24 protein-coding genes are annotated in these 22,190 nt (G+C 65.3%); 9 read left to right on the top strand and 15 right to left on the bottom strand.

Annotated elements, in window-relative coordinates:
- Window positions 1-2 precede the first annotated feature (2 nt).
- The 12 genes from motA to flgB form a co-directional block, all read right to left on the bottom strand.
- Window positions 3-866, bottom strand: coding sequence for a flagellar motor stator protein MotA (motA, locus tag L288_RS27285; protein WP_021237334.1), 864 nt, complete (start codon window positions 864-866; stop codon window positions 3-5).
- 220 nt (window positions 867-1,086) lie between these two features.
- Window positions 1,087-1,932 carry a flagellin gene (locus L288_RS27280; protein ID WP_021237333.1) on the bottom strand — a complete coding sequence of 282 codons (846 nt, stop codon included), beginning with the start codon at window positions 1,930-1,932 and terminating at the stop codon, window positions 1,087-1,089.
- Window positions 1,933-1,944: 12 nt separating this feature from the next.
- Window positions 1,945-3,282: a flagellar hook-associated protein FlgK gene (gene flgK, locus L288_RS27275; RefSeq protein WP_021237332.1), complete on the bottom strand. Its 1,338-nt coding sequence runs from the start codon at window positions 3,280-3,282 to the stop codon at window positions 1,945-1,947.
- Window positions 3,279-3,590, bottom strand: a complete 312-nt coding sequence (locus L288_RS27270; RefSeq protein WP_021237331.1) for a rod-binding protein — start codon at window positions 3,588-3,590, stop codon at window positions 3,279-3,281. Before L288_RS27270 ends, flgK begins: the two co-directional genes overlap by 4 nt.
- Window positions 3,590-4,825 carry a flagellar basal body P-ring protein FlgI gene (locus tag L288_RS27265; protein WP_021237330.1) on the bottom strand — a complete coding sequence of 412 codons (1,236 nt, stop codon included), beginning with the start codon at window positions 4,823-4,825 and terminating at the stop codon, window positions 3,590-3,592. The genes L288_RS27270 and L288_RS27265 overlap by 1 nt, the downstream gene beginning before the upstream one ends.
- Before the next feature lie 17 nt (window positions 4,826-4,842).
- Entirely contained in the window at window positions 4,843-5,484 is a 642-nt protein-coding gene (locus L288_RS27260; RefSeq protein ID WP_201766631.1) for a flagellar basal body L-ring protein FlgH, read from the bottom strand.
- 140 nt (window positions 5,485-5,624) lie between these two features.
- On the bottom strand, window positions 5,625-6,413 hold the full coding sequence (gene flgG / locus L288_RS27255; protein WP_021237328.1) for a flagellar basal-body rod protein FlgG: 789 nt from the start codon (window positions 6,411-6,413) through the stop codon (window positions 5,625-5,627).
- 70 nt (window positions 6,414-6,483) lie between these two features.
- Window positions 6,484-7,227: a flagellar basal body rod protein FlgF gene (locus L288_RS27250; protein WP_021237327.1), complete on the bottom strand. Its 744-nt coding sequence runs from the start codon at window positions 7,225-7,227 to the stop codon at window positions 6,484-6,486.
- A 135-nt stretch (window positions 7,228-7,362) separates the two neighbouring features.
- A complete protein-coding gene (locus tag L288_RS27245; protein WP_021237326.1) occupies window positions 7,363-8,226 on the bottom strand; it encodes a flagellar hook-basal body complex protein in 864 nt (287 codons plus the stop codon).
- A 42-nt stretch (window positions 8,227-8,268) separates the two neighbouring features.
- Window positions 8,269-8,928 carry a flagellar hook assembly protein FlgD gene (locus tag L288_RS27240; RefSeq protein ID WP_021237325.1) on the bottom strand — a complete coding sequence of 220 codons (660 nt, stop codon included), beginning with the start codon at window positions 8,926-8,928 and terminating at the stop codon, window positions 8,269-8,271.
- A complete protein-coding gene (gene flgC / locus L288_RS27235) occupies window positions 8,925-9,335 on the bottom strand; it encodes a flagellar basal body rod protein FlgC (RefSeq protein ID WP_030540087.1) in 411 nt (136 codons plus the stop codon). Before flgC ends, L288_RS27240 begins: the two co-directional genes overlap by 4 nt.
- A gap of 2 nt (window positions 9,336-9,337) precedes the next feature.
- The gene (gene flgB / locus L288_RS27230) at window positions 9,338-9,709 is read right to left on the bottom strand and encodes a flagellar basal body rod protein FlgB (protein ID WP_021237323.1); all 372 of its coding nucleotides are present in this window, start codon (window positions 9,707-9,709) and stop codon (window positions 9,338-9,340) included.
- A 262-nt stretch (window positions 9,710-9,971) separates the two neighbouring features.
- On the opposite strand from flgB, the gene L288_RS27225 reads away from it, so the two are divergent.
- The 8 genes from L288_RS27225 to L288_RS27190 all read left to right on the top strand — a co-directional run bounded on the left by L288_RS27225 (window position 9,972) and on the right by L288_RS27190 (window position 16,325).
- Window positions 9,972-10,640: a MotA/TolQ/ExbB proton channel family protein gene (locus L288_RS27225; RefSeq protein ID WP_031304031.1), complete on the top strand. Its 669-nt coding sequence runs from the start codon at window positions 9,972-9,974 to the stop codon at window positions 10,638-10,640.
- Window positions 10,640-11,131, top strand: coding sequence for a flagellar motor protein MotB (locus L288_RS27220; protein ID WP_021237321.1), 492 nt, complete (start codon window positions 10,640-10,642; stop codon window positions 11,129-11,131). The genes L288_RS27225 and L288_RS27220 overlap by 1 nt, the downstream gene beginning before the upstream one ends.
- 65 nt (window positions 11,132-11,196) lie before the next feature.
- Window positions 11,197-11,745 (top strand): flagella basal body P-ring formation protein FlgA, encoded by a 549-nt coding sequence (locus L288_RS27215; RefSeq protein ID WP_021237320.1) that lies wholly within the window; start codon window positions 11,197-11,199, stop codon window positions 11,743-11,745.
- Between the two features lie 45 nt (window positions 11,746-11,790).
- Window positions 11,791-12,069, top strand: a complete 279-nt coding sequence (flgM, locus tag L288_RS27210) for a flagellar biosynthesis anti-sigma factor FlgM (protein WP_021237319.1) — start codon at window positions 11,791-11,793, stop codon at window positions 12,067-12,069.
- 9 nt (window positions 12,070-12,078) lie between these two features.
- The gene (locus L288_RS27205; protein WP_021237318.1) at window positions 12,079-12,387 is read left to right on the top strand and encodes a hypothetical protein; all 309 of its coding nucleotides are present in this window, start codon (window positions 12,079-12,081) and stop codon (window positions 12,385-12,387) included.
- Window positions 12,388-12,628: 241 nt separating this feature from the next.
- On the top strand, window positions 12,629-13,450 hold the full coding sequence (locus L288_RS27200; protein ID WP_021237317.1) for a lysozyme family protein: 822 nt from the start codon (window positions 12,629-12,631) through the stop codon (window positions 13,448-13,450).
- A gap of 9 nt (window positions 13,451-13,459) precedes the next feature.
- Window positions 13,460-15,580 carry a flagellar biosynthesis protein FlhA gene (flhA, locus tag L288_RS27195; protein ID WP_021237316.1) on the top strand — a complete coding sequence of 707 codons (2,121 nt, stop codon included), beginning with the start codon at window positions 13,460-13,462 and terminating at the stop codon, window positions 15,578-15,580.
- Window positions 15,581-15,593: 13 nt separating this feature from the next.
- Complete coding sequence (locus L288_RS27190; RefSeq protein WP_021237315.1) at window positions 15,594-16,325, top strand: sigma-70 family RNA polymerase sigma factor; 732 nt, start codon at window positions 15,594-15,596, stop codon at window positions 16,323-16,325.
- Window positions 16,326-16,344: 19 nt separating this feature from the next.
- On the opposite strand, the gene mdoH is transcribed toward L288_RS27190, so the two are convergent.
- From mdoH to L288_RS27175, 3 genes are all read right to left on the bottom strand, one after another.
- Complete coding sequence (mdoH, locus tag L288_RS27185) at window positions 16,345-18,240, bottom strand: glucans biosynthesis glucosyltransferase MdoH (protein WP_021237314.1); 1,896 nt, start codon at window positions 18,238-18,240, stop codon at window positions 16,345-16,347.
- Between the two features lie 55 nt (window positions 18,241-18,295).
- Complete coding sequence (locus L288_RS27180; protein ID WP_021237313.1) at window positions 18,296-19,780, bottom strand: glucan biosynthesis protein; 1,485 nt, start codon at window positions 19,778-19,780, stop codon at window positions 18,296-18,298.
- A gap of 212 nt (window positions 19,781-19,992) precedes the next feature.
- The gene (locus tag L288_RS27175; RefSeq protein ID WP_031304029.1) at window positions 19,993-20,814 is read right to left on the bottom strand and encodes a flagellin N-terminal helical domain-containing protein; all 822 of its coding nucleotides are present in this window, start codon (window positions 20,812-20,814) and stop codon (window positions 19,993-19,995) included.
- A gap of 328 nt (window positions 20,815-21,142) precedes the next feature.
- Here L288_RS27175 and L288_RS27170 point away from each other — a divergent pair.
- The coding region (locus tag L288_RS27170; RefSeq protein ID WP_021237311.1) for a sigma 54-interacting transcriptional regulator at window positions 21,143-22,190 on the top strand (1,048 nt) is incomplete at its 3' end.

The raw sequence follows: 22,190 nt of genomic DNA, 5'->3' as shown, positions 1-22,190 counted from the left end.
GCTTATTTGCCCCGCATGCCGTCGAACACTTCGGCAAAGGCCGGCTGATTCGCGTGGGTGAGGCTGGAGCGCGCCGCTTCGATCACCAGCGGCTGCGGATGGCCGTGCAGCGAGGCGATGATGATCTGCTTCACGACATGATACATGGACCCGTCCGCCTCGATCACCGCGCGGCAGCGGTTGGCGAAGGGATTGACCATGCCATAGGCGAGCAGCACGCCCAGGAAGGTGCCGACCAGCGCCGAACCGATCATGCCGCCCAGCACCGCGGGCGGCTGGTCGATCGAGCCCATGGTCTTCACCACGCCCAGAACCGCCGCGACGATGCCGAGCGCGGGAAGCGCATCCGCCAGCCCTTGCAGATTGTCGGCGGGCTTCAGCGCTTCATGATGGTGCGTCTTGAGCGCATTATCCATGACTTCCTCAACCGCATGGGGATCGAGCGTGCCGGAGGAGACGACCACCAGACGCAGCGTATCGCTGATCAGGTGGATCAGCGTCTTGTCAGCCATCAGGCGCGGATATTCGGAAAAGATGGTGGAACTGGCGGGGTCCTCGATATGCGGTTCCAGCGCCACCGGACCTTCCACCCGCAGCGTCTTCATCAGGCGCGAGACGAGGAAGATGCAGTCGAGAAAATCCTGCTTCTTGTATTTCGGCCCCTTGAACACCTTGGCCAGCCCGCCACCCAGCGCCTTCAGGTCCGCGCCCGAATTGCCGATGATGAGCGCGCCGACGGCCGCGCCGCCGATGATGATCATTTCGTGCGGCAGGGCGTGAAGGACAGGGCCGATGTCGCCGCCGGTGAAGATGAAGCCGCCGAACACCATGGCGAGCAGCACGACCAGGCCGATGATTGCGAACATGAGTACCCCTGAAAAATTCCGCCCGTGGGCTTGCATCCGGCAGCGCCGCAGCGCTTTCGTCAGATGGTTAATACGGATTGGTTATCGGGAGGTTTAGGACGGCGGAATTTTGTTGTCCGGTCCGCTTGCGCTGTAAGGATGACGCGCGCAGCCCAGTTCTGCGCATCGGACCAGGCTCCTGCCTCCGCAGGAGCGCGGCGCGGTTCATACTTTACGAAGTTTAGCGGATCAGGTCGAACAGCGTCTGCTGGTTAATGCGCGCGAAGGCCGACTGCGCGGCTTCGAGCTGGAGCAGCTTGCTTTTCACCGAAGAGATGACTTCGGCGAGGTCCGTTGATTCCAGACCCTGCCGCCGTTCCGTCAGGTCCAGGTCGACGCTGGTCAGGCGCTCGCTCACCACGTCAAGCCGGTCGCCCCGCACGCCCTGCTTGGCCTGCTCGATGGTGATGTGGCCCTGCCCAGCCTTGATGCTTTCGAGCGCGGATGCAAGGTCCGCATCGGTCCCGCTTTGCAGCGCCGCCACGCTCTGGCCCAGAATATCGTCCAGCGACATCGGTGTCCCGCCGACATCGATCCCCTCGGACACTTCCTGCCGGGTGCCGGTCACGGCAAGGTTGAGGCCACGGCTGACGGGGACGAGCACGCTCTGCGTATCGTCGAATATGGGCACGCCCTGATAGTCCGTCTGGTTCAGCATGGAAGCGACGCTCGTGCGGATCGTCTTTATTTCCTCGACGATCGCGGCGCGGTTCGTATCGTTGAGCGATCCGTTGCGGGCCTTTGTCACCAGTTCCTGCGCCCGGACGAGCAGATTGTTGATCTCTTCCAGATTGGCTTCCGCATTGGCGGCGCGGCTCGTGCCGTAGCTGACATTGGCCTGCCAGGCGGACTGCTGCGCCTGCGCCTTGCCGATTTCCGACACCTGCACCCAGGCGAGCGCATTGTCCGATGGCTTCGTCAGGGTGACGCCGGTCGAAATAGCGGTCTGCCCTTCGACAATGGCCTGGGAAAGCTGCTGCTGCCGGCGGATTTCGGCGATCAGCGTCTTGTTGGTGATGCCTACCATGGGTCAGCCCTTTCAGATGATTTGCAGGATGGCGTCGACGGTCTCCTTCGCCACCTGAAGGATTTTCGCGGAACCTGAATAGGCCTGTTGCAGCCGCAGCAGTTCCGCCGCCTCCATGTCGAGGTCGACGCCGCTCACCGCCTCGCGGGCGGCTATCGCCTGGTCGCTGCGGCCCTGGGCGGTCGTATATTCCGCCTTGATGGAGGCAAGCAGATTGGCCTGCGTCGCGATGATCGATGTCCAGCCCTGTTCGGCGCTGCCATTGCCCCGCAGCACCGTCGAAACGGTCAGCAGATTGCCATTCAGCGTGCCATCGGCCGACTTGGCGGCCAGAGCGGCGGGATCGGTGATGAGCGCGGTCACGCTTGCCGCGCCTCCGCCATAGGACAGCAGGGGCGCGCCCGCCGCATTGGCGTTCGTCAGGCCCTGCGCATGCCAGGCGTTCATGTTCGCCACGAATTGCTGGGCCAGCGTGTCCAGGCTGGTGCGGCGCTGCGCGGTCGTGTTGGCGGCGGAGAAGAGGCCGCCCAGCGTGCCGTTGGAGGGGGCCGCAAGCGCCGCCCCGCCGCTGGTGGCCAGCGCCATTGTCCCGTTGCCATTGACGGTCAGCGCCAGGGACGTGGCATTCTGGCCCTGCACGATGGTGGTGCCGTTATAGCTGATCGTCGCCACGTCATGCGCGCCGAAGCTGATATCGACGTTCAGATTGGCCGAAAGGGTGTTCAGCGCGGCGTCGCGGCTATCCAGCAGTTGCGCATAGGCCGATGTTCCCGGCTGTGCCCGCAGCAGGCTGTTGTTGATGTCCGCAAGCTGGGACAGCGAACGGTTGATGGTTTCGACCGACGCCGACGCTTCGGTGGCGATGCCGCTCGATACCTGAGCGAGGTCGGCGGACGTGCGCTGAAACGCTTCGGCGACGCGGCTGACGCTGTCCAGCGCCGTCACGCGCAGCGACGTGTCGCTGGGGCTGGCGGCCAGCTTCTCGAAATTCTGGAACATCGCCGTCATCAGCTTGCCGACGCCAGTGTCGGTATCGTTGAGCGCGCCTTCCAGATCGGTCATCCACCGCAGCCGTGCGGTCGAATTGCTGAGCGCCGTGCCGGTGTAGCGCACCGCCGCGTCCAGATAGGGGTCGGCGGCGCGATTGACGCCTTTCACCTCGGTCCCGCCGAAATTGGCGCGCGGGATGTAAGTGGACATCGTCGCGGTGGAGGAGCCCGACTCGATCGTCGTCAGCGATCGGCGCGAATAGCCTTCGGTGCTGGCGTTGGCGATATTCTCTGAAATCGCCGCCATCGCCTGCCGGTAGGCGCGGGTGCCCGAAGCGCCGATGATGAAAAGGTCGCTCACGCGCTCTTGTCCTGCGCGGGCGTGGCCGAAGCAGCCGGAACGCGGCTTTCATATTGGCGCAGCAGCATTTCCGCGATGCCCAGCGTGCCTTTTTCCGCCATGCTGTCGGCGGTGCGCGCATCGGCCATGTCGCGGAACTGGTCGCTGGCGCTGGAATCCAGCAGGCCTTCGCCCATGCCTGACTGGCGCATGGTGCCGATCATCTGGCGCAGGAAAATCGCCTCGAACTGCTTCGCGGCCTTTTCAAGCTGCGCCTTCTGCGCCGCTCCGGCGGGCTGCGGCCCTGCTGTAACCCCTGAAATCTGCATCACAACACCACCAGTTCAGCCTTCATCGCGCCTGCCTGCTTCAACGCTTCCAGGATCGCGACCATGTCGGCGGGGGATGCCCCGATGGCATTCACCGCCTTCACTATATCGGCCAGCGATGCTCCACCTTTAAAATTAACCATTGGTTTCTTTTCCTGATCGATCGAAATCGAGCTGGAAGGCTCCATGGCGGTGCGCCCTTGGGAGAAGGGGGCGGGCTGGACGATGCGGGGGCTTTCGTTGACGCTGACGGTCAGCTTGCCATGGGCCACGGCCGCCGGATGGATCTTCACCGCGCCGTTGATGACAACGGTGCCGGTGCGGGCGTTGACGATCACCTTGGCGGGCGCGTCGGCTGGCTTGATCTCGATATTCTCGATCATGCCCATCATCATGATGCGGCTTTCAGCGCCGGGCGCTGCGGTGATGTTCACCGATACGGCGTCCGTCGCGCGCGCGCGATTGTCGCCGAACGTACGATTGATGCCGTCCGCCACGCGCAGCGCGGTGGTCAGGTCAGCTTCGGCAAGGTTGAAGGTGAGGGTGGGCGCCGTGTCGAAGCCGGTCGCGACCGCGCGCTCGACCGTCGCGCCGCCGGGAATGCGTCCGGCCGAGGGGATGTTGACCGAAACCTGGCTGCCGTCCGCGCCGGACACGCCCAGGCCGCCGACGGCAAGGTTGCCCTGCGCCATGGCGTAAATCTCGTTATCCGCGCCGCGCAGGGGCGTCATGATCAGCGTGCCGCCGCGCAGCGACTTCGCCTTGCCGAGCGCGGAGACGGTGACGTCTAGCCGCTGGCCGGGCTTGGAGAAGGCAGGCAGGTCGGCGGTGACCAGCACCGCCGCTGCGTTCTTGAGCGAGGGATTGATGCCCTGCGGCAGCGTAAGGCCAAAGCGCGAAACCATGCCTTTGACGCCCTGCGTCGCATAATCGAGGCTGTCGTCGCCCGTGCCAGCGAGGCCGACGACGATGCCGTAGCCGGTCAGCTGGTTGGGGCGCACGCCCTGGAACGTTCCCAGGTCCTTGATCCGTTCGGCATGCGCGGGAGCGGCGAAGCAAAGGATCGCGGCCAGGGCGAGGATCGCGTGATGGAAGCGGCGCTTGCCCAAACCACCTTCGTCATTCCCGCGAAGGCGGGAATCGATCGTGCCTCCTTCAACGGCGCGCGTTGCGGCGAGATGGGTCCCCGCCTTCGCGAGGACGACGGATGAAAGAAAGCGAATGAAGGCGGCCATGTGCTGGGTCCGTTCCATCAGAAGGGGCTGATCATCGAGAAGAAGCGCTGCAACCAGCCCTGGCGGCTCGCGCGGGCGATTTCGCCCTTGCCGGTGTAGATGATCTTGGCGTCGGCCACCCGCGTGGAGGCGATGCGGTTGTCCGGGCTGATGTCGGCCTGGCGGACGAGGCCGCTGATCTGGATGAACTCGTCACCCCGGTTGAGCGTCAGCGCCTTCTCGCCCTTTACCAGCATCGTGCCGTTGGGGTAGACCGCCGCGACCGTCACCGTGATCTCGCCATTTAGCGCGTTCGACTGGGTCGCATTGCCCTTGCCGGTGAAGCCCTGATCGCCGCTCGCGCCGATATCGCTGGCGGAGAACAGCTTTGACAGCGGGCCGGTGCTGGGCGGCGTCAGGCCGATGCTGCCGTTGCGGCTGGTATCGGCGCTGTTGCTCTTGGTCGCCTGGGTGCGTTCGACCAGCACGATGGTGATGATGTCGCCGACGCTCTGCGCCCGCGCGCCGCTGGTGAGCGGAGTGTAGCCCATCGACGCCTGAAAGATCGACCCGTTCGCCACCGGAGCGGCAGGAGCGGCAACGACGGTGGGGGCAAAAAATTGCCGCTCGGCATCGCGCTTCTTGCCGGCCGTTGCCGGGGTAGCGGCAAGGGCTGCCATCGCCAGGCCAAGGACCACCGTTCGCCCTGAGCGAAGTCGAAGGACATAGCTGAGCGGCAGCGAAGCCGCTTCGCTCCGCTCTGCCGGGCGCTTCGACAAGCTCAGCGTGAACGGTTTCGTGGAGTGTCCCATCAATCCGCTCACAGCTGCTGGTTGACGTACTGGAGCATTTCGTCCGTCGCCTTGATCATCTTGCTGTTCACCTCATAGGCGCGCTGCGTTTCGATCATGTCGACCAGTTCCTCGACGACATTGACGTTGGAGGTTTCAAGATTGCCCGATCGGATCACGCCGCGCCCGTCCAGCCCGGCGACGCCCACCTGCGGCGTGCCGCTGGCGGCGCTTTCGACGAGCAGGTTGCCGCCGATCGGCTGGAGCCCGGCCGGGTTCATGAAGCTCGCCAGTTCGACCTGGCCCAGCTGCGTGGGTTCGCTCTGCCCCTGCAAGGTCGCGGTGACCGTGCCGTCATTGCCGATGGTGACGCCGGTCGCGCCTTCGGGGACGGTGATCTGGGGGATCAGCGGCAGCCCGTCGCTGGTGACGATCACGCCTTCGGCCGTGGTGCTGAAATTGCCCGCGCGGGTATAGGCGATGGTGCCGTCCGTCCGCTGCACCTGGAAAAAGCCCGATCCCTCGATCGCCATGTCGAGCGCATTGCCGGTCTGCTGCAACGTGCCCTGCGTGTTGATCTTGCTGGTGCCCTGCATCGCGACGCCCGAACCCAGGTTGAGGCCGGTCGCGAACTTGTTTTCCGCATCCGAATTGGCGCCCGCCGCGATCATCTGCTGATAGGCGAGCGTTTCGAAATCGGCGCGGTCGCGCTTGAAGGCGGTCGTGTTGACGTTCGCCAGGTTGTTGGCGATCACGCGCATCTTCGTGTTCTGCGCGTCGAGGCCGGTGCGGGCGACGTGAAGGGCTGCGTTGCTCATGGTCTAACTCCGTGATGCCGTCAGGCTTGCCCAATGGCTATGCTCTGGGAAAAGCAAGGTTCGTGCCAAATTAACCATCAAGCCGCATGAGCGATGCGCCGCCATCGTCGAGCTGCTTGGCCGTGTCGATCAGCTTCACCTGCGTCTCCCACGCCCGGCTTGCCTCGATCATGTCGACCAGCGCGGATGTCGCGTTGACGTTGGACCCTTCGACCGAACCGCCGGTGACGGTCGCCAGCGGGTCCTGCGGCAGCGCGCCGCCATTGGTTTCGCGGAACAGGCCGTCCGTGCCCTTGGCGATGCTGGAGCCGACCGCGCGGACGAGTTTCAGCCCGTCGATGCGCTGCGGGTTCGCCGGGTCGCCGCCCTGCGGCACGCCCCAGATGCTGCCGTCCTGCGAGATGGAAACGCTGTCCATTTGCGGCAGGGTGATGGGACCGCCTTCGCCCAGCACGGGAAGCCCGTCGCCGGTCGTGAGGAGGCCGCTATCCGACAGCTTGAGGTCGCCGCGCCGTGTATAGGCTTCGCTGCCATCAGCGGCCTGAACGGCGAGCAGCGCATCGCCGTTCATGGCGACGTCCAGCGGATTGCCGGTTTCGACGACCGCGCCTTGCGCCATGTCGGCGGCAATCACCTGTTCGGACTGCTGCGCCCGCGTGTCGAACCCGTCGCCCTTGATCCAGCGCGTTTCGGCATTGGCGATCTCCGCCCGGAAGCCGACGGTGTTGACGTTCGCAAGATTGTTGGAAATCGCCGCCTGCCGCGCCATCGCGCCGCGCATCGCGGTGAGTGCCGTGTTGACGAGCCGGTCCATGGGTGAGTCCTGTGTTTGCCTTGACCAAATCCGTTCGCCCTGAGCTTGTCGAAGTGCCCAGCCGAGCGAAGCCGAAGCACTTCGCTTCGCTCAGCAGAAGGCTTCGATTTCGCTCAGCCCGAACGGTATGTCTTATCAGGTCCGCATATTCACGATGGTGGTCGACAGCGTGTTGGCCGCTTCGATCGCCTTCGAGTTCGCCTGGAAGTTGCGCTGGGCCGAGATCAGTGCGACCAGTTCCTCGGTGATGTCGACATTCGCACGTTCCAGCGCGCCGGAGCGCACCGAGCCATAGAGGCCGCTGTTGCCGGTGCCGAAGCGCGGCTCGCCGCTCGCCGAGGTTGATGTCCAGTGCGCGTCGCCCATCTGGCGCAGGCCATCCTGGCTGTTGAAGGCGGCCATGGCGGTGGTGCCGAGATAAACGGTCGAGCCGTCCGCATAGACGCCTGTGATCTGTCCGTCCTTGCCGACGCCGACGCTGTTCAGCTGATTGCCGGTGCCGCCCGCAGGCCAGTTGGTCGGAACCTGTAGATCGGTAAGGTCAGCGGAGGTCAGTGTACCGGCGGCCAGACCGGCAGCGATCGCGGCGCTTGGCTGGCCCGTCGCGGGGTCAACGGGGATGACCTGAACGCGCGCGCCGGTCGTATCCACGACGAAGCGATCTTCGGTCAGCGAAAGCGCGCCATTCCGCGTGAAGCTGACCTGGCTATCGCCAGTACGCTTGACCGTGAAGAAGCCTTCGCCGGTAATGGCAAGGTCCAGCGTCTTGTCGGTGCCTTCGATCGTTCCTTGCGTGAACTGCTGGGTGATGCCCTGCACGCGCGCGCCCTGGCCTGCCACCTGGGTGGTCGTTTGCATCGGCGCGGCGGCGAAGATGTCGCCGAACACGGCCTTGCTCTTCTTGAAGGCGGTGGAATTCACGTTCGACACATTGTTGGCGATGGTCGCCAGATCGGTCTGGGCGGCCTTCAGGCCGGAAAGCGAGATGTAGAAGGACATGGCGTTGCTCCTTGGGTGAAAAGGATCTGGTGGATGGGTGGGTCAGGCGAGTGAAAGGGCGTCCGAAGGGCTGAAGGTGCCCAGCGGCGTGATGAGTTTGGATGCGCTGCCGTCTGCGGGTGACTGGACGGCGGCGATCGCCGCCCAGCTGGCGACGCGCGAGGGGGAAGCGCCGTTGACGCGGATCTTGAGGGCGTCGGTAGCGACGGTGTTCCCCGCCTCGTCCTTTCCGTCCCAGTAGAAATTGACGTCACCGGCGGGCCGGTCGCCCAGCTCGATGGTTTTCAGCACATTGCCGTTGCCGTCCATCAGGTCGATGGTGGCGCCGCTGGTCGCGTCCGCGAACGTCACCTGGCCGGTATATTGGCCATAGGCGTCCGGCGCGACGATGTTGCTCTGCACCAGCATCGACTTGCCGATCCAGCTCGCCGCATCGCCCAGGCGGGTTCCGCTAAGCTGCGACGCCATGCCCTTGAGCGTGGCGTTCATTTCCGCGATGCCGCTGGAATTGGTGATGGTCGCCATCTGGGCGACCATCTGCGAATTGTCCATCGGCTCGAACGGGTCCTGCGTCTGCATCTGCGCGGTGAGCAGGCGCAGGAAGTCCGCCTGGCCCATTTCCGACTTGCCGGTGCCGACATTCTTGTAGGGATTATAGACCGAAAGCCCTGCGCTGTCGGTGACGGTGGAGGTCGTGCTCATTTGCCGATCCTTATGGTTTCGAGCATCAGCGACTTGGCGGTGTTCAGCACCTGCACGTTGTTCTGGTACATGCGGGCGGTTTCGATCATGTCGACCAGCTCCGCGCTGCTATCCACGGCCGCTTCCCACACATCGCCATTGGCGTCGGCCAGCGGATGGTTGGGATCGTGGCGCTTGGTCGGCTTGGCGTCGGTGGTGAGGACATTGGCGACCTTCACCGTGGAAACGCCGGGCTTGTCGGTGACCGACTGGAAGACGGGCTTGATCGCGCGATAGGCTTCCGCTTCGCTGCCGGTGACATTGCCCGCATTGGCCATGTTGGATGCGGTGGCGTTCAATCGCACCAGCTGCGCGCTCATGGCGCGCCCGGCGATGTCGAAGACGTTCATGGGACTCGAGCCGCTCATGCTCATTCTCCCTTCAATGCGCGCGTGATGGTGTTGATGCGCCCTTCCAGGAAGGACAGGGTCGTGCGGTATTTGACGGCATTTTCAGCGAACAGCGTCTGTTCGGTGCTGAGTTCGACCGTGTTGCCGTCAAGGCTTGGTTGAAGCGGCACGCGATAGCCCATGCTGTCGTCCACGGCCTTGGACACGTCCGCGATCGAGCTGCCCTTCTGGCGCGTCGTCGCTTCCTTGAGCGCTGACTCGAAATCGATGTCGCGCGCCTTGTAGCCGGGGGTTGAGGCGTTCGCGATGTTGGACGCGAGCAGGGACAGGCGTTGCGAGCGAAGCGCCAGCGCCTTTCCATGTATCCCGAACAGTCCATCTTCCAGCGACATTGTCTCTCTTCCGTCTTTTCTTCCCCGAGGGACTAAAAGTTGCGGCCACTCCGCCGTTCTAAGGCCTGATGGCGTGAACCGCGGGTGATCCGAACGGGTATTCGCAAGAGCCGTGCCAATTTGCGTGGGTGACGCATCAATGGGCATGGAAATGGCGGAAATCCGCGGGTGCGGGTGAAGGACGCGGCAGGAGCGGCAAGTTTTTGCCGCCCTCTGGCAGGATTTTGCCGCTGCCGCCGCGGGTGAGTTGGGGGACGTGTTGATGATCGGGATAGTGACGCAACTCTTTGATCCCCTGACGCTGGCGGTCATGATCGCGGGCGTAGGGGCGGTCGCGCTGTTCCAGAATGGCGGCCCGGCGATCGGCCGGGCGCTGTTGGCGCTGCTGCCGCTGTTCCGGGCCGACCCGGACAAGGATCAGGCGGCGGCGCGCGCGGCATTGCTCAAGATTGATCAGGTCGCGCAGCTGCGCGGCCTTGCCTGCACCGACCGGGTCAGGACGGCCAACCCCTTCCTTGCCGAAGCGGCCCGCCGCCTCGCCAACAGCGACAAGGTCGAGCAGTTCGAAATCTGGGTGGCGCAGGCGCTCGCCGACCGCGCACGCCGTCATGCCAGCGCGCGCAACGTCTGGCTGTCGATCGCCGACGCCGCGCCCGCGCTGGGCATGGCGGGCACGATATTGGGCCTGATCGGCATGTTCGCCGCGATGGACGATCCCGCCGCCCTCGGCCCGTCCATGGCGCTGGCGCTGCTGACCACCCTTTATGGCGTGGTGATCGCCAACCTGATTGCTGCCCCCATCGCCAGCCGCCTTGGCGACCTTTCCGAACGCGAACTCGCCTGGCAGAAGGAAGCGGCAGGCCGCATGCTCGCGATCGCCCGGCGGGAAAATGTGCCTGCACGGCGCGCGTCGATCCGCGAGGTCGCGTGATGACCGCTGCCGCCTCGCAGGCCCGGCGCAATCGCTGGGCGGTGAGTTTCGCCGACCTGCTGCTGCTGCTGCTCGGCTTTTTCATCCTCTTGCAGGCGAGCGGGCAGAAGCGCGACGCCATGCTGGCGCAGGTGCGTCAGCAATTTGGCGGCCGCGCCATCGCCAAGGAACTGGAGCTGCGCGCGACGGAGCTTTTCCTGCCTGACGAGGCGATGCTGTCGGATCAGGGCAGGGCCCTGATCGCGCAAGCGGCGGCAGGCCTGCGCTCCGGCTCCGGCAGGATCGACATCAGCAGCCTGGGCACCGATCCGGCGCGGCGCCGCTTCGATCCATGGGATCTCGCGGCGGCCCGGCTGGGCGCGGTCGCGCGTGAGTTGAAGGCGCAGGGATTGCCCGGCGGGCGGCTGCGCATCCGGGGCCTCGATCAGATGGACGGCGGCACGGGCAAGGGCCAGATCATCCGCATCGGGCAGGGCCCTGCGCAGCGTTAACGGCTTGTTAGCCATCTTCGGCGCTTAATGCGTGGCATGAATCTGTGCGCATTCGGAGACGTCCTGTGAAGAAGCTGCCCCTGATCGCCGTCCTTGCGCTGGCAACAGCCGGTGTTCAGCCTGCAACGGCACAGCAGAAGTTCGAAAATCTGGATCGGCTCGATGGCTTGGTCGCGATGACCGTGGGCGCCAATATCGGCGAACCAGGCGGTCCGGCCGCACCTGTCGACCGGCGGCTGCGGCTGGCGGCTTGCCCGTCCACGCCCAGCGTAGAGGGGCCCGTGTTCGGCGCGGCGATCGTGAAGTGCGACGCGCTTGGCTGGCGCATCCGCGTGCCGTTGACCGGCGGCGGGGCTGGCGCGGCTGCTCCTGTGGCGCGCTATGGCGCGGCGGCTGTCCGTCCGGCCCAGCGCGACATGGTGGTGAAGCGCGGCGACCCGGTGCAACTGATCGCTGGCAATGCGAGCTTCAGCGTCTCGCGCGTGATGATCGCGGACGAAGACGGCGCGGTTGGCGACACCATCCGCGTGCGTGAGGACAAGAAATCAGCGCCCATTCTGGCGCAGGTGGTAGAAATGGGCACTGTGCGCATTCCGGGATTTAATGATTTTTGAACCCGGCCGTTATACACAGGCGGGACGAGTGAAGGATAACGAGCCATGATCAAATCTGTCGGCCAGAATGTGAGCGCCGCCATAGAGGCTTCCCGTTTGCGCGAAAGCGGCAAGGCGCGGACTTTTTCCGACAAGGGTCCGGCGGGCGTGTCGTCATTTGCCGCGTCGGCCAGCCCCGCCGCCCGCATGGCTGCGGAAGGCGCGCCGGTGGATATGGACCGCGTCGCCGCCATCAAGGCCGCCATCGCGTCGGGCAACTATCCGGTCGATCCGGCCGCGATCGCCGACAAGATGCTCGCGCTCGACCTGCCGGTGAACGGATAACCCTTCCCCATGCCGCTCGGCCTTGCAGCGCTGGATGACCTCTTCTCCGCCTTCGAGGAGTTGCGAGTCGCGCTTGACGGCACGGACGTCGCGACGATCGATGCCGCCGCCAGTCAGGTCAGCCACTGCGCCTCCGCCGTGCGCTCTATCGGCGTCTGGCGCGCCGACGATGCGATTCGCGAGCGCGTGACGGCTCTGCTGCCCCTGATCGAAGCGGCGCGCGTGCGGATCAACATATTGTCCGACCACGCCGGACAGCGCCTCGCGCTCCTCGCCGCGCACGGATCGACCCAGGCCCCGCTGGTCTACGGCCGGTAATCCCTCTCCTCCGTTCGGGCTGAGCCTGTCGAAGCCCTCCGCTGAGCAAAGCGAAGTGCCGCAGCTTCGCCTGAGCAAAGCCGAACGGATCAAACAGATTTTGTCAGGGAAACAGGGCGCCCGCGAGGCGCCTTTTTCTTTGCATGCTGAACGCGCCATCAACATTTATGGAGCGCGCGTTAACCAAATCTTGGCATAAGCCTTGCTCTAATGCTCCCCGGTACCAACGGGGATTTTTTCATTGTCGGCTTTTGCAGACATATCGGCGACAGGCGCATCGACCGGCAACCGCGTCACCAACGCGATCGCCATGGCGAGCCGCAGGACAGGCGTGGACTTCGCCTATCTGCTCGGCCAGGCGAAGATCGAAAGCAGCCTCAATCCCACGGCGCGCGCGACCACTTCGTCGGCGCGGGGCCTTTATCAATTCGTGGATCAGAGCTGGCTCGCCGTCATCGACAAGCATGGCAGCGAATATGGGCTGGGCTGGGCCGCCGACATGATCAGCCGGGGCCAGAACGGCCGCTATTATGTCGCTGACCCCGAAATGCGTCAGCAGATCCTCGACCTGCGCAATCATCCCGAAACCGCATCGGTCATGGCCGCGCAGCATGCCGCGGACAACAAGGCCTATCTGGAACAGCGCCTCGGCCGGGAGGCTGAGCCGGTTGACCTTTACCTCGCCCATTTCCTCGGCGTCGGCGGGGCGAGCAAGTTCCTGTCCGTGCATGATCGCGCGCCGGGCGCGGCCGCCGCGTCGATGTTCCCGGCGGCGGCGCGGGCGAACCGCTCCATCTTCTACGACCGCTCCGGCAATCCGCGCAGCTTCGCCGAAATCCGCGACCGCTTCGCCGCCAAGTTGCAAAAGGGCGTCGATTCGATCGACACCGGCCCCATTCAATATGCCGCCGCTTCGCTGCCCGAAGGCGCGAAGACGGTGCAGCCCGCCGACTATGTGCGGATCGAAACCCAGCGCCTCGCGAATGCGGCGGACGTCTCCGTCCGGCCAGACCCGCAGACCGCGCGCCTCGCCTATCTCATGCTCGCCACCCTCGGAAGGTAACGGCCACCTATGACTCCCGCCCAAGTCAAAGCGAAGATCTGGATGAGCGCCGCCAAGGGGGCCGTGCTGCCCATCGCGACGCTGATGGTCGTGCTGTTCATGATGGTGCCGGTGCCCGCGTTCATGCTGGACGTTGGTTTCATCACCAACATCATGATTTCGCTGGCGGTGCTGATGGTGGCGCTCAATGCCGCCAAGCCGCTCGACTTTTCCAGCTTCCCAACCGTGCTGCTGTTCGCCACCCTGCTCCGGCTGGCGCTGAACGTCGCATCGACCCGTGTCGTGCTGGTCAGCGGGCACGAAGGCTCCGACGCGGCAGGCCATGTCATCGAAGCCTTTGGCCACTTCCTGATCGGCGGCGATTATGTCGTCGGCATCTTCGTCTTCGCGATCCTGATGATCATCAATCTGGTCGTGATCACCAAGGGCGCAGGCCGCGTTTCGGAAGTGTCCGCCCGCTTCACCCTGGACGCCTTGCCCGGCAAGCAGATGGCGATCGACGCCGACCTCAATGCTGGCCTGCTGACGCCGGAAGAAGCCAAGATCCGCCGCCGCGAAGTCGCGACCGAGGCGGACTTCTATGGTTCGATGGACGGTGCGTCCAAGTTCGTGAAGGGTGACGCGGTCGCGGGCATCCTGATCCTCGCCATCAACATCGTCGGCGGCATCATCCTGGGCGTGGTCAGCCATGGCCTGTCCATGGGCGAGGCCGCGCAGACCTATATCATCCTTGCCATCGGCGACGCGCTGGTGGCGCAGGTTCCCGCGCTGCTGCTGTCGATCGCCGCCGCCGCCATCGTGACGCGCGTCGGCAGCGAGGACGATCTGTCCAACCAGATCACCAGCCAGTTCGGTTCGGGCAAGGCATGGACCCCGGTCGCCGCCATCCTGACCTTCCTCGGCATCCTGCCCGGCATGCCGCACATGATCATCCTGCCCGCCGCTGGCGTGGCGGGCTATATCGCCTGGCACCTGCGCAAGACCGCCAAGGCGAAGGCCGCCGCGCCCGCCCCGGCGCCGGAGCCTGCCAATCCCGCTCTCATCGAATGGAATGACGTTTCGGACGGCGCGATCCTGGGGCTGGAGATCGGCTATGGCCTGATTTCGCTGGTGGATGAGCGCAAGGGCGCGCCGCTGATGGCGCGGATCACCGGCATCCGCCGCCAGCTTTCCAAGGAACTGGGCTTCGTCGTGCCGATGGTCCGTGTGAAGGACAATCTGGCGCTGGAACCCAACCAGTACCGCATCACCATCGCAGGCGTGGTCGTCGGCGAGGATGAGATTTTCCCCGACGATCTGCTGGCGCTCGACAGCGGCGCGCTGGAAGGCGTGGTGTCCGGCCGTGAGGCAAAGGACCCGACCTTCGGCCTGGACGCCGTATGGATTTCGCCTGCCAAGCGCAGCGAAGCGGTAGTTGCGGGCTATACCGTGGTCGATCCGCCGACGGTGGTCGCCACCCATCTCAACCAGCTGATCGCCATGAACGCCAGCGAGATGTTCGGCCTCGACGAGGCTCGCAAGCTGCTCGACAACCTCAAGGAAGCCGCGCCGCAACTGGTCGATGGCCTCACGCCCGGAACGCTCAGTCTGACGCAGATCTCCGCGCTCTGCCGCGCGCTGCTGGCCGAAGGCATCGCGCTCAAGGACTTCCGCCGCATCTGCGAGGCGATGGTCGACGCCGCGCGGCCCGACATGAGCCATGAGCAGCTTGTCGAGGCCGTCCGCCAGCGCATCGGCGCGCTCATCATTCAGGGCCTCGTCCCGGTGAAGATGCCGCTGCCCGTCATCACGCTGGACGGCGATCTCGAAGCGCTGCTGGCCCAGGCGATGCGCGTTGCTGGCGATGCCAAGCATCCGATCGAACCGGCGCTTGCCAACCGCATCATCGAAGCAGTGGTGCAGGCGGCGCGCCCGATTATGGGTCAGGCGCGCAACTTCGCCATCGTGACGTCGCCGGTCGCCCGCCGCGCGCTCGCCCGCCTGTTCAAGCCGCACCTGCCCGAAACGCCGGTGCTGTCCTTCCTGGAAATTCCCGATGGCAAGGGCGTGGAAGTCGTCGCCGTGGTCGGCGGCGAGCAGCGGCCCGCGCCGCGCCACGATCCGCTTCCCACTCGCGAACGCGTCGCTTGAGGACAACTGACCCATGTTCATGAAGAAGGTCGCCGCCGGTTCCGATGCCAACACTTACGGCCGGTCGAACAACAGCCCCGAACAGCTTGCACGGCGCTACATGCCGCTGGTGCGCAAGATCGCCTGGCATGTGCATGGCCGCGTGTCGAGCGCGGTCGAGATCGAGGACCTGCTACAGATCGGCATGGTGGCGCTGGTCGAGGCCGCCAATGGGTTTGAGGACCGGGGCCTGGGCTTTGCCTCCTACGCGCAGTTGCGCGTGCGCGGGGCGATGATTGACCATCTGCGCCGGGGCGCGACGCTCGCCCGCTCCGCCATGGCCAACCGCAAGCAGCTTGCGGCGATCCGCGGCAGGCTCGAACAGCAACTCCGCCGCGCGCCGCTGGAAGCGGAGATGGCGGCCGAAATGGGGTTGGACGCGGCCAGCTATCGCGAATTGGCGGATGGCTGCGAAATGGTCCAGCATAGTAGCATGGATGAGGTCTATTCCGACCAGTCCATGTGGTTCGCCGATGTCGAAGACCGCGCGGACGACGTGATGGAGCGCGAATCGCTCAAGGCCGCGCTCGCCAAATGCATCGGCGAACTGCCGCAGCGCGAGGCGTTGGTGCTGCAACTCTATTTCGTTGAGGAACTGAACCTGGAGGAAATCGGCCAGGCGCTGGACATTGGCGCGGCACGGGTGTGCCAGATCAAGAAGGCTGCGCTCGACAAGCTTCGTGAAAAGCTGCGGGAATGGGATTGAGCTTATCCCCGGCGTGCAACTATCGATCGTTCGCAATATTGGAAGAAGGCCGGATCGGCGCATTGTCCAGCGATAGCTGGCGATAGCGGCTCGCCCTGTAGCTTTGCGTGCGCCACCATGGCTCGGCGACCTGGAACAGCCCGCTCTGCGCGGCTTTCTGCCCCAGATCCTTGCGCGCCGTCAGCGCCGCGAGGAAGGGGGCCAGCAGCAGTCCCGCCACGACCGGGATCATCCACCCGATCGACGTGCCCGCCTTCAGCGCAAGGGCGGTCAGCGCGCCGCCCAGCATGATATGATATTTGAACAGCCAGACGGCGCTCGCCATCGCCATGCCGTCGCGGTCGCGCGTCTGCCCGTTCCACGCGCTCTTGCGGCCCATCAATATGCCGAACAGGTTGATGGTCTGCGTCAACATGCTGACCGGCGCCATCAGGATGGACAGCAGGATGTCGGCGGCCAGCCCCCGGCTCATCCGCGCCGCGCCGCCAAAGCCGATGCGGCGGGCGGGATCGGCCATCGCCCACAGCATCGCCAGCAGCTTCGGCCCGAACAGCAGCACCGCCGTCAGCGCCAGCAGCCCGCCTGACGGCAGGATGGCGCTAGGCGGCCATACGCCTGCCAGCGCGCCGCCCAGCACCACCAGCATCAGCGCCAGCCAGAGCGGTGACGTGCAATAGGCCGACGCGCCCACCAGCAGCTGGAAACGGCTGACCGGATGCATGCCCTTGATCCGCGATATCAGCGGCACATGCTGGATATTGCCCTGGCACCAGCGCCGGTCGCGGGTGGCAAGGTCGGGCAGGGAAGGGGGAAATTCCTCGAAACTGTCGTCCGCCATGACCATGTGCACGTCCCATCCGCGCCGCCGCAGCAGCGCCGCCTCTATCATGTCATGGCTCATGATGTGCCCGCCGAAGGGCGCGCGGCCGGGCAGTTCGGGCAGGCCGCAGCTCTGGGCGAAGGCCTTCGTCCGCAGGATTGCGTTATGGCCCCAGAACATGCCTTCCGAACCCGCCCACCAGATCATGCCGGCGGCGGAAATCGGGCCGAACAGGCGGCTGGCGAATTGCTGCCAGCGGGCGAAGAATGTCGATGCGCCGACCACCGTGGGGACGGTCTGGATCAGCCCGACATGCGGATGCCTTTCCATGTCGGCGGCCAGCCGGGCCATGGTCTGCCCGCTCATCACGCTGTCCGCGTCCAGCACGATCATATAATCATAGCCGCCGCCGAAGCGCTGCACCCATTCGGCGATGTTGCCCGGCTTGCGCCCGGTGTTCAGCGCGCGGCGGCGGTAATGGACGGGGCGGGAGAAACTCTTGCGGATGTCGAGATAGGCTTGCCGCTCGATCTCGCCATTGGCCGGGTTGGAATCGCTCAGGATGAAGAATTCGAACCGCTCGCCGCCCATGACCCTGGTCAGGGAGCGCTCCATGACCGACAGGCGGCCCAGAACCTCCTGAAAATCCTCGTTGCAGACCGGCAGCAGCACCGCCGTCCGCCCCTTGAGCGGCGTCGCGAACTGCACCCGATGGCGGCGCACGCCCGCGCCCTTGCCCATGGACAGGATCAGGAAGCCGATCAGGCTGGTCGCAAAGCCGAAGGCGATCCATGCGAACAGCGGGATGAACAGGGCGAGGTAGACGCCCTCCCACGCCGAAATGCCGTCCAGTCCGATCGACCGCCGCATCTCATGCGCGGCCATGGAGGCGGGCAGCAAGGCCAGCAGCACGACCAGAATGCGCCGCGCCCATTGATCGATATTCAGCGGACGGGGCGGGAAATCGCGCGGCGTGGCGCTGAAATCCTGCTCCGGCATGGCAAGCGGCATTTCCGCGGGCACCATCTCGAACCCGCGCACCGGCGCTGTTTCGCCTGCCTTCCCGCCTGCCTGCATGCCACCGCTTGCTTTCATCTCATTCCCAACCTGCCGTGAAAAGCCGCGCGCCGCTCCCATAGCGGCGGACCCATCAAGCGCCGAGCGGATAATGCATATACTCGCTGAACGGGCGATTGCCGTCGCGAAGTTGAACGCGAATATCCGTCGCCCTGCCGCTGTCCCGCCGGATATCGAGCGCGACGCGGAACAGTCCCTTCTGGTGCAGCACGGGATATCCGCCCTTCTTGACCATCGCGCCACCGTCCACATCCGTCCAGATTTCCGGGCGCATGCTCTGCGGGACGCCGGAAAAATCCAGGATCAGCCGGTCTGTGCCGGGGCCGTCCGCCTGGCCCGTCCAGACATTCTCCAGCACCGCCAGCCCCTTTGCCGGGCCGCCGGAGGACGACCAGTCGAGCCGGTAGCTGGCATCGATCCTGCCGCCCGCGCGGACGGGGGCGGAGGGGGTCCAGTAAGCGCAGACATTATCGACATATTCGGATGTTGTCGGGAATTCATACAGGCGCACCTGCCCCGCGCCCCAAGGCTTGCGCGGGCTGGCCCATAGTGACGGGCGGCGCTCGTAGAAAACCCCGTCATCCTGATAATGGTCGAAATTCCGGTCCCGCTGCATCAGGCCGAAGCCGCGCGGGTTCCGCTCGGCAAAGGCATCCACGCGCGGGACGGAGGGATTGATCAGGGGCCGGGCATGGCTTGTCCCGTCGGCGCTGGCGAAGGCCAGCAGATCGGAATCGTGGATTTCGGGCCGCCAGTCGGTGCGGGTGGCGCGGCTCGCCTGATCATACCAGAACATGCTGGTCATCGGCATCAACCCCAGTTCGGCGATCGCCCGGCGCGGGAAAAGCGCTGCATCGACATCCTGCCGCACGCCCTGCGGCGTCAGTTCGCTGGCAAAGCGGTAGGCGCCGGTGATCGATGCGCCGTCCAGCAGGGCGCAGATGATAAGGCCGCTCGGCCCCGTGCGCTCCAGCCAGAAATGAGTGAAGCGGGGGAATTCCTCCTTCCCCTGCATGCTGGTGTTGATCGCGATGGCCCGCGCCGACAGCCCGAACTGCTTGGTCGCGCCCGGCGACCGGAAATAGCTCGCGCCCAGGAAGGATAGCCAGTCGCCGTCGCGGGCGGCGTTCATGACCCGAAACCCCGCATAGCCCGCGTCCGGGCCCAGCTGGCGCACGGCATTGTCCGCAGGCGCGTCGAACATGGCGGGATCGTAACGCAATGGCGTGGCGCGTCCGCGCTCCACCAGCGCGATCTCCACCGGCTGTTCCGCCGATGCGCTCAAGGGGAAAAGCTGCACGCCCGTAGCGCCCGGCAGGTCGCCCCAGATGGTGCGGTCCTCGCGGAAGCGGGCGCGGTAGAGCGCCTCATAATCGACCTTCTTCGCGCCCGGATGATGCGGCGTTTCCCGGTAGGGCGCGCGCGCCAGGCGCTGGGCTCTTGTCACCAGCCCTTCCCAGGAAAAGCGTTCGGCCTGCGCCTGGGCGAGGAGGGGGCGGGGGAGGAGCAGCGCCGCGCCGGAAGCGGCGATCATGGCGCGGCGGTCGATCTTCGTCATGCGCTCATGATGGGATCGAAACGACATAATGCAAGTCCGGCAGCCCGGAAATGCGATGAAGCCTCCGCCCGGGGGGACGGAGGCTTCTATTTTTGGCCGTTCGATCGAAGGTGCTTGCCCGGCGCGGTGGGGACTGTTGATGCGCCGGGTTCGCTTGGCTGGCTGGCGGTGACCAATACCTCAGCCAGTCAATTCAGGTCAGCCGGTCCGGATTACTGGATCAGCTTGAGGACATTCTGCTGGCTCTGGTTCGCCTGGGCGAGCATCGCCGTGGAAGCCTGGCTCAGGATCTGCGACTTGGCGAGCGCGGTCGTTTCCGCCGAGAAGTCGGCGTCCTCGATGCGGCTGCGGGCGTCGGAGAGGTTGGTGACGTTCGCGGTCAGATTGTTGATCGTCGCTTCCAGACCGCTCTGCGCAGCACCCAGCGAAGCGCGGGCGGTGGAGATGTTGGTCAGCGCAGTGTCATAAGCATTGAGCGAAGCCGTGGTGGCGGCCGCCGCCGTGATCGCCGGGGCGCCAGCGGCGGTGACGACGCCGGTCAGGGCGATGCCGCCCAGCGACAGGGTCGTTGTGTCGCCGTTGTTGGCGCCGGACTGGATGTTGACGGTGGCGGCGGTGGTCGGGAACAGGGCGACACCGTTGAATTCGGTGGTCGTCATGATGTTGTTCACCTGCTTCGCCAGTTCGGTGAGTTCCGAGTTGATGTTGGTCTTGGCATCGGTGTCGTTGGTGCCGTTCACCGCCTGGACCGTCAGCTCACGCATGCGCTGGATCATGTTGGCGACTTCGCCGAGCGCGCCTTCCGCCGTCTGAGCCATCGAGATGCCGTCATTGGCGTTGCGGATCGCCTGGGTCATGCCGCGGATCTGGGCCGTCATCTTCGAGCTGATGGCGAGGCCCGCCGCGTCGTCCTTGGCGCTGTTGATGCGCTTGCCGGTCGACAGGCGCTCCATCGCGGTGCTCAGCGACTTGCTGGCCGAAGCCGAAGCGTTCATGGCCCGCAGAGCAGAAGAGTTGGTTCCGATAACAGTCATGATATTCCCTTTCTATGTCCTATCAGGTCGCTGCCATCAGGCTGCTTGCGGCCTCGAAAGGGGATAACGGCGGCGCGAAAAAAGCTTTTAGCCCCGCCCGCGATTTTTTTGAGGAAAGTCCCAAAAGCCGCTCAAATCAGCCGCTTTCACGCGCGCGCGTCTTATTGAGCCCTTCCACGCCACCGGCAAAGCGGAAGAAAATTGCCGCCCACCGGCAAGGTTATTGCCGCATTAACCGGATGATAACCATGCGAAGGCATTTTCAGAACCATCGAAGGGGGTTGGAACGTGCGGGGGCACAATCCGGCCGAAATGATTGGGGACTGTCATGTCATCGCTTGACGTGAGCCGAGCTGTCTGCGCGCTCGTTCCGGGTTTGCAGCACTGGCTGGAAAACGCCTTCTACATGGTGCGCATCGTCGATGCGCAGAGCCCGCGTGAGCGCGACGACCGCCGCATCCTGCTGGCGACCGAGATCGGCCATGCGACCCATCGAGACATCCTGATCAACCTGATCGAGGGCAAGCCTTCGCTGGTCCCGGCCGCCAACGGCCTGCCCGCCCGCGTCGCTTTCGCCCTTGAGGATATGGCCTTCGCCTTCGCCCTGATCGCTGAACTGGCCCGCCCGGCGAGCATTCCTGCCGTGGGCGACGCCGCCAGCACCCGCCTGATGACGCTGGCGGGCCGGGTCGCGCGCAGCGACGCCACCGTGCTGATCCAGGGCGACACCGGCACGGGCAAGGAAGGCATGGCCCGCTTCCTCCATGCCCAGTCGGGCCGCATCAGCCATGATTTCATCGCCGTCAACTGCGCCGCGCTTCCCGAAACGATGATGGAAGCGATGCTGTTCGGGCACAAGAAGGGCAGCTTCACCGGCGCGGCCGCCGCTTCGGACGGCCTGTTTCTGGCGGCCGATGGCGGCACCCTGTTCCTGGATGAAATCGCCGAACTGCCGCTGACGTTGCAGGCGAAGCTGCTCCGCGCGTTGCAGGAAGGCGAAATCCTGCCCGTGGGCGCGACCCATCCGGTGCCGGTCAACGTCCGCATCATCGCCGCCTGCAACCGCAACCTTGCCGCCGAAGTCGCCGCCGGGCGCTTCCGCGAAGACCTTTACTGGCGTCTCAACGTCATGCCGCTGGAACTGCGCCCGCTCAGCGAGCGCGCTGGCGACATCACCGCGATCACGGCGGCCATGCTGCTGCGCCATCAGGATTTCGTCTGGCCGACCGCCGCCGCTCTGGACAAGCTGGCCGCCCATGCCTGGCCCGGCAATGCCCGCGAACTTGGCAACGTCCTCCAGCGCGCCATCGTCCTGCGCGAAGGCGACCGGATCGAGGCAGAGGACCTGCACATCGCTGGCGCGCCCCAGCTGCGCG

Source organism: Sphingobium quisquiliarum P25, assembly GCF_000445065.1.
GTDB classification, from domain to species: domain Bacteria; phylum Pseudomonadota; class Alphaproteobacteria; order Sphingomonadales; family Sphingomonadaceae; genus Sphingobium; species Sphingobium quisquiliarum.
This window is presented reverse-complemented; position numbering and strand designations above follow the sequence as displayed.

Coding starts and splice junctions, on each gene's coding strand:
- L288_RS27265 (WP_021237330.1), bottom strand. CDS start 4,825: ATGGCCGCCTTCATTCGCTTTCTTTCATCCGTCGTCCTCGCGAAGGCG.
- flgM (WP_021237319.1), top strand. CDS start 11,791: ATGATCAAATCTGTCGGCCAGAATGTGAGCGCCGCCATAGAGGCTTCC.
- L288_RS27220 (WP_021237321.1), top strand. CDS start 10,640: ATGACCGCTGCCGCCTCGCAGGCCCGGCGCAATCGCTGGGCGGTGAGT.
- flgB (WP_021237323.1), bottom strand. CDS start 9,709: ATGTCGCTGGAAGATGGACTGTTCGGGATACATGGAAAGGCGCTGGCG.
- L288_RS27260 (WP_201766631.1), bottom strand. CDS start 5,484: ATGGCAGCCCTTGCCGCTACCCCGGCAACGGCCGGCAAGAAGCGCGAT.
- motA (WP_021237334.1), bottom strand. CDS start 866: ATGTTCGCAATCATCGGCCTGGTCGTGCTGCTCGCCATGGTGTTCGGC.
- flgG (WP_021237328.1), bottom strand. CDS start 6,413: ATGAGCAACGCAGCCCTTCACGTCGCCCGCACCGGCCTCGACGCGCAG.
- flhA (WP_021237316.1), top strand. CDS start 13,460: ATGACTCCCGCCCAAGTCAAAGCGAAGATCTGGATGAGCGCCGCCAAG.
- L288_RS27225 (WP_031304031.1), top strand. CDS start 9,972: ATGATCGGGATAGTGACGCAACTCTTTGATCCCCTGACGCTGGCGGTC.
- flgC (WP_030540087.1), bottom strand. CDS start 9,335: ATGAGCGGCTCGAGTCCCATGAACGTCTTCGACATCGCCGGGCGCGCC.
- L288_RS27245 (WP_021237326.1), bottom strand. CDS start 8,226: ATGTCCTTCTACATCTCGCTTTCCGGCCTGAAGGCCGCCCAGACCGAT.
- L288_RS27240 (WP_021237325.1), bottom strand. CDS start 8,928: ATGAGCACGACCTCCACCGTCACCGACAGCGCAGGGCTTTCGGTCTAT.
- L288_RS27280 (WP_021237333.1), bottom strand. CDS start 1,932: ATGGTAGGCATCACCAACAAGACGCTGATCGCCGAAATCCGCCGGCAG.
- L288_RS27205 (WP_021237318.1), top strand. CDS start 12,079: ATGCCGCTCGGCCTTGCAGCGCTGGATGACCTCTTCTCCGCCTTCGAG.
- L288_RS27180 (WP_021237313.1), bottom strand. CDS start 19,780: ATGACGAAGATCGACCGCCGCGCCATGATCGCCGCTTCCGGCGCGGCG.
- L288_RS27250 (WP_021237327.1), bottom strand. CDS start 7,227: ATGGACCGGCTCGTCAACACGGCACTCACCGCGATGCGCGGCGCGATG.
- L288_RS27190 (WP_021237315.1), top strand. CDS start 15,594: ATGTTCATGAAGAAGGTCGCCGCCGGTTCCGATGCCAACACTTACGGC.
- L288_RS27175 (WP_031304029.1), bottom strand. CDS start 20,814: ATGACTGTTATCGGAACCAACTCTTCTGCTCTGCGGGCCATGAACGCT.
- mdoH (WP_021237314.1), bottom strand. CDS start 18,240: ATGAAAGCAAGCGGTGGCATGCAGGCAGGCGGGAAGGCAGGCGAAACA.
- L288_RS27270 (WP_021237331.1), bottom strand. CDS start 3,590: ATGCAGATTTCAGGGGTTACAGCAGGGCCGCAGCCCGCCGGAGCGGCG.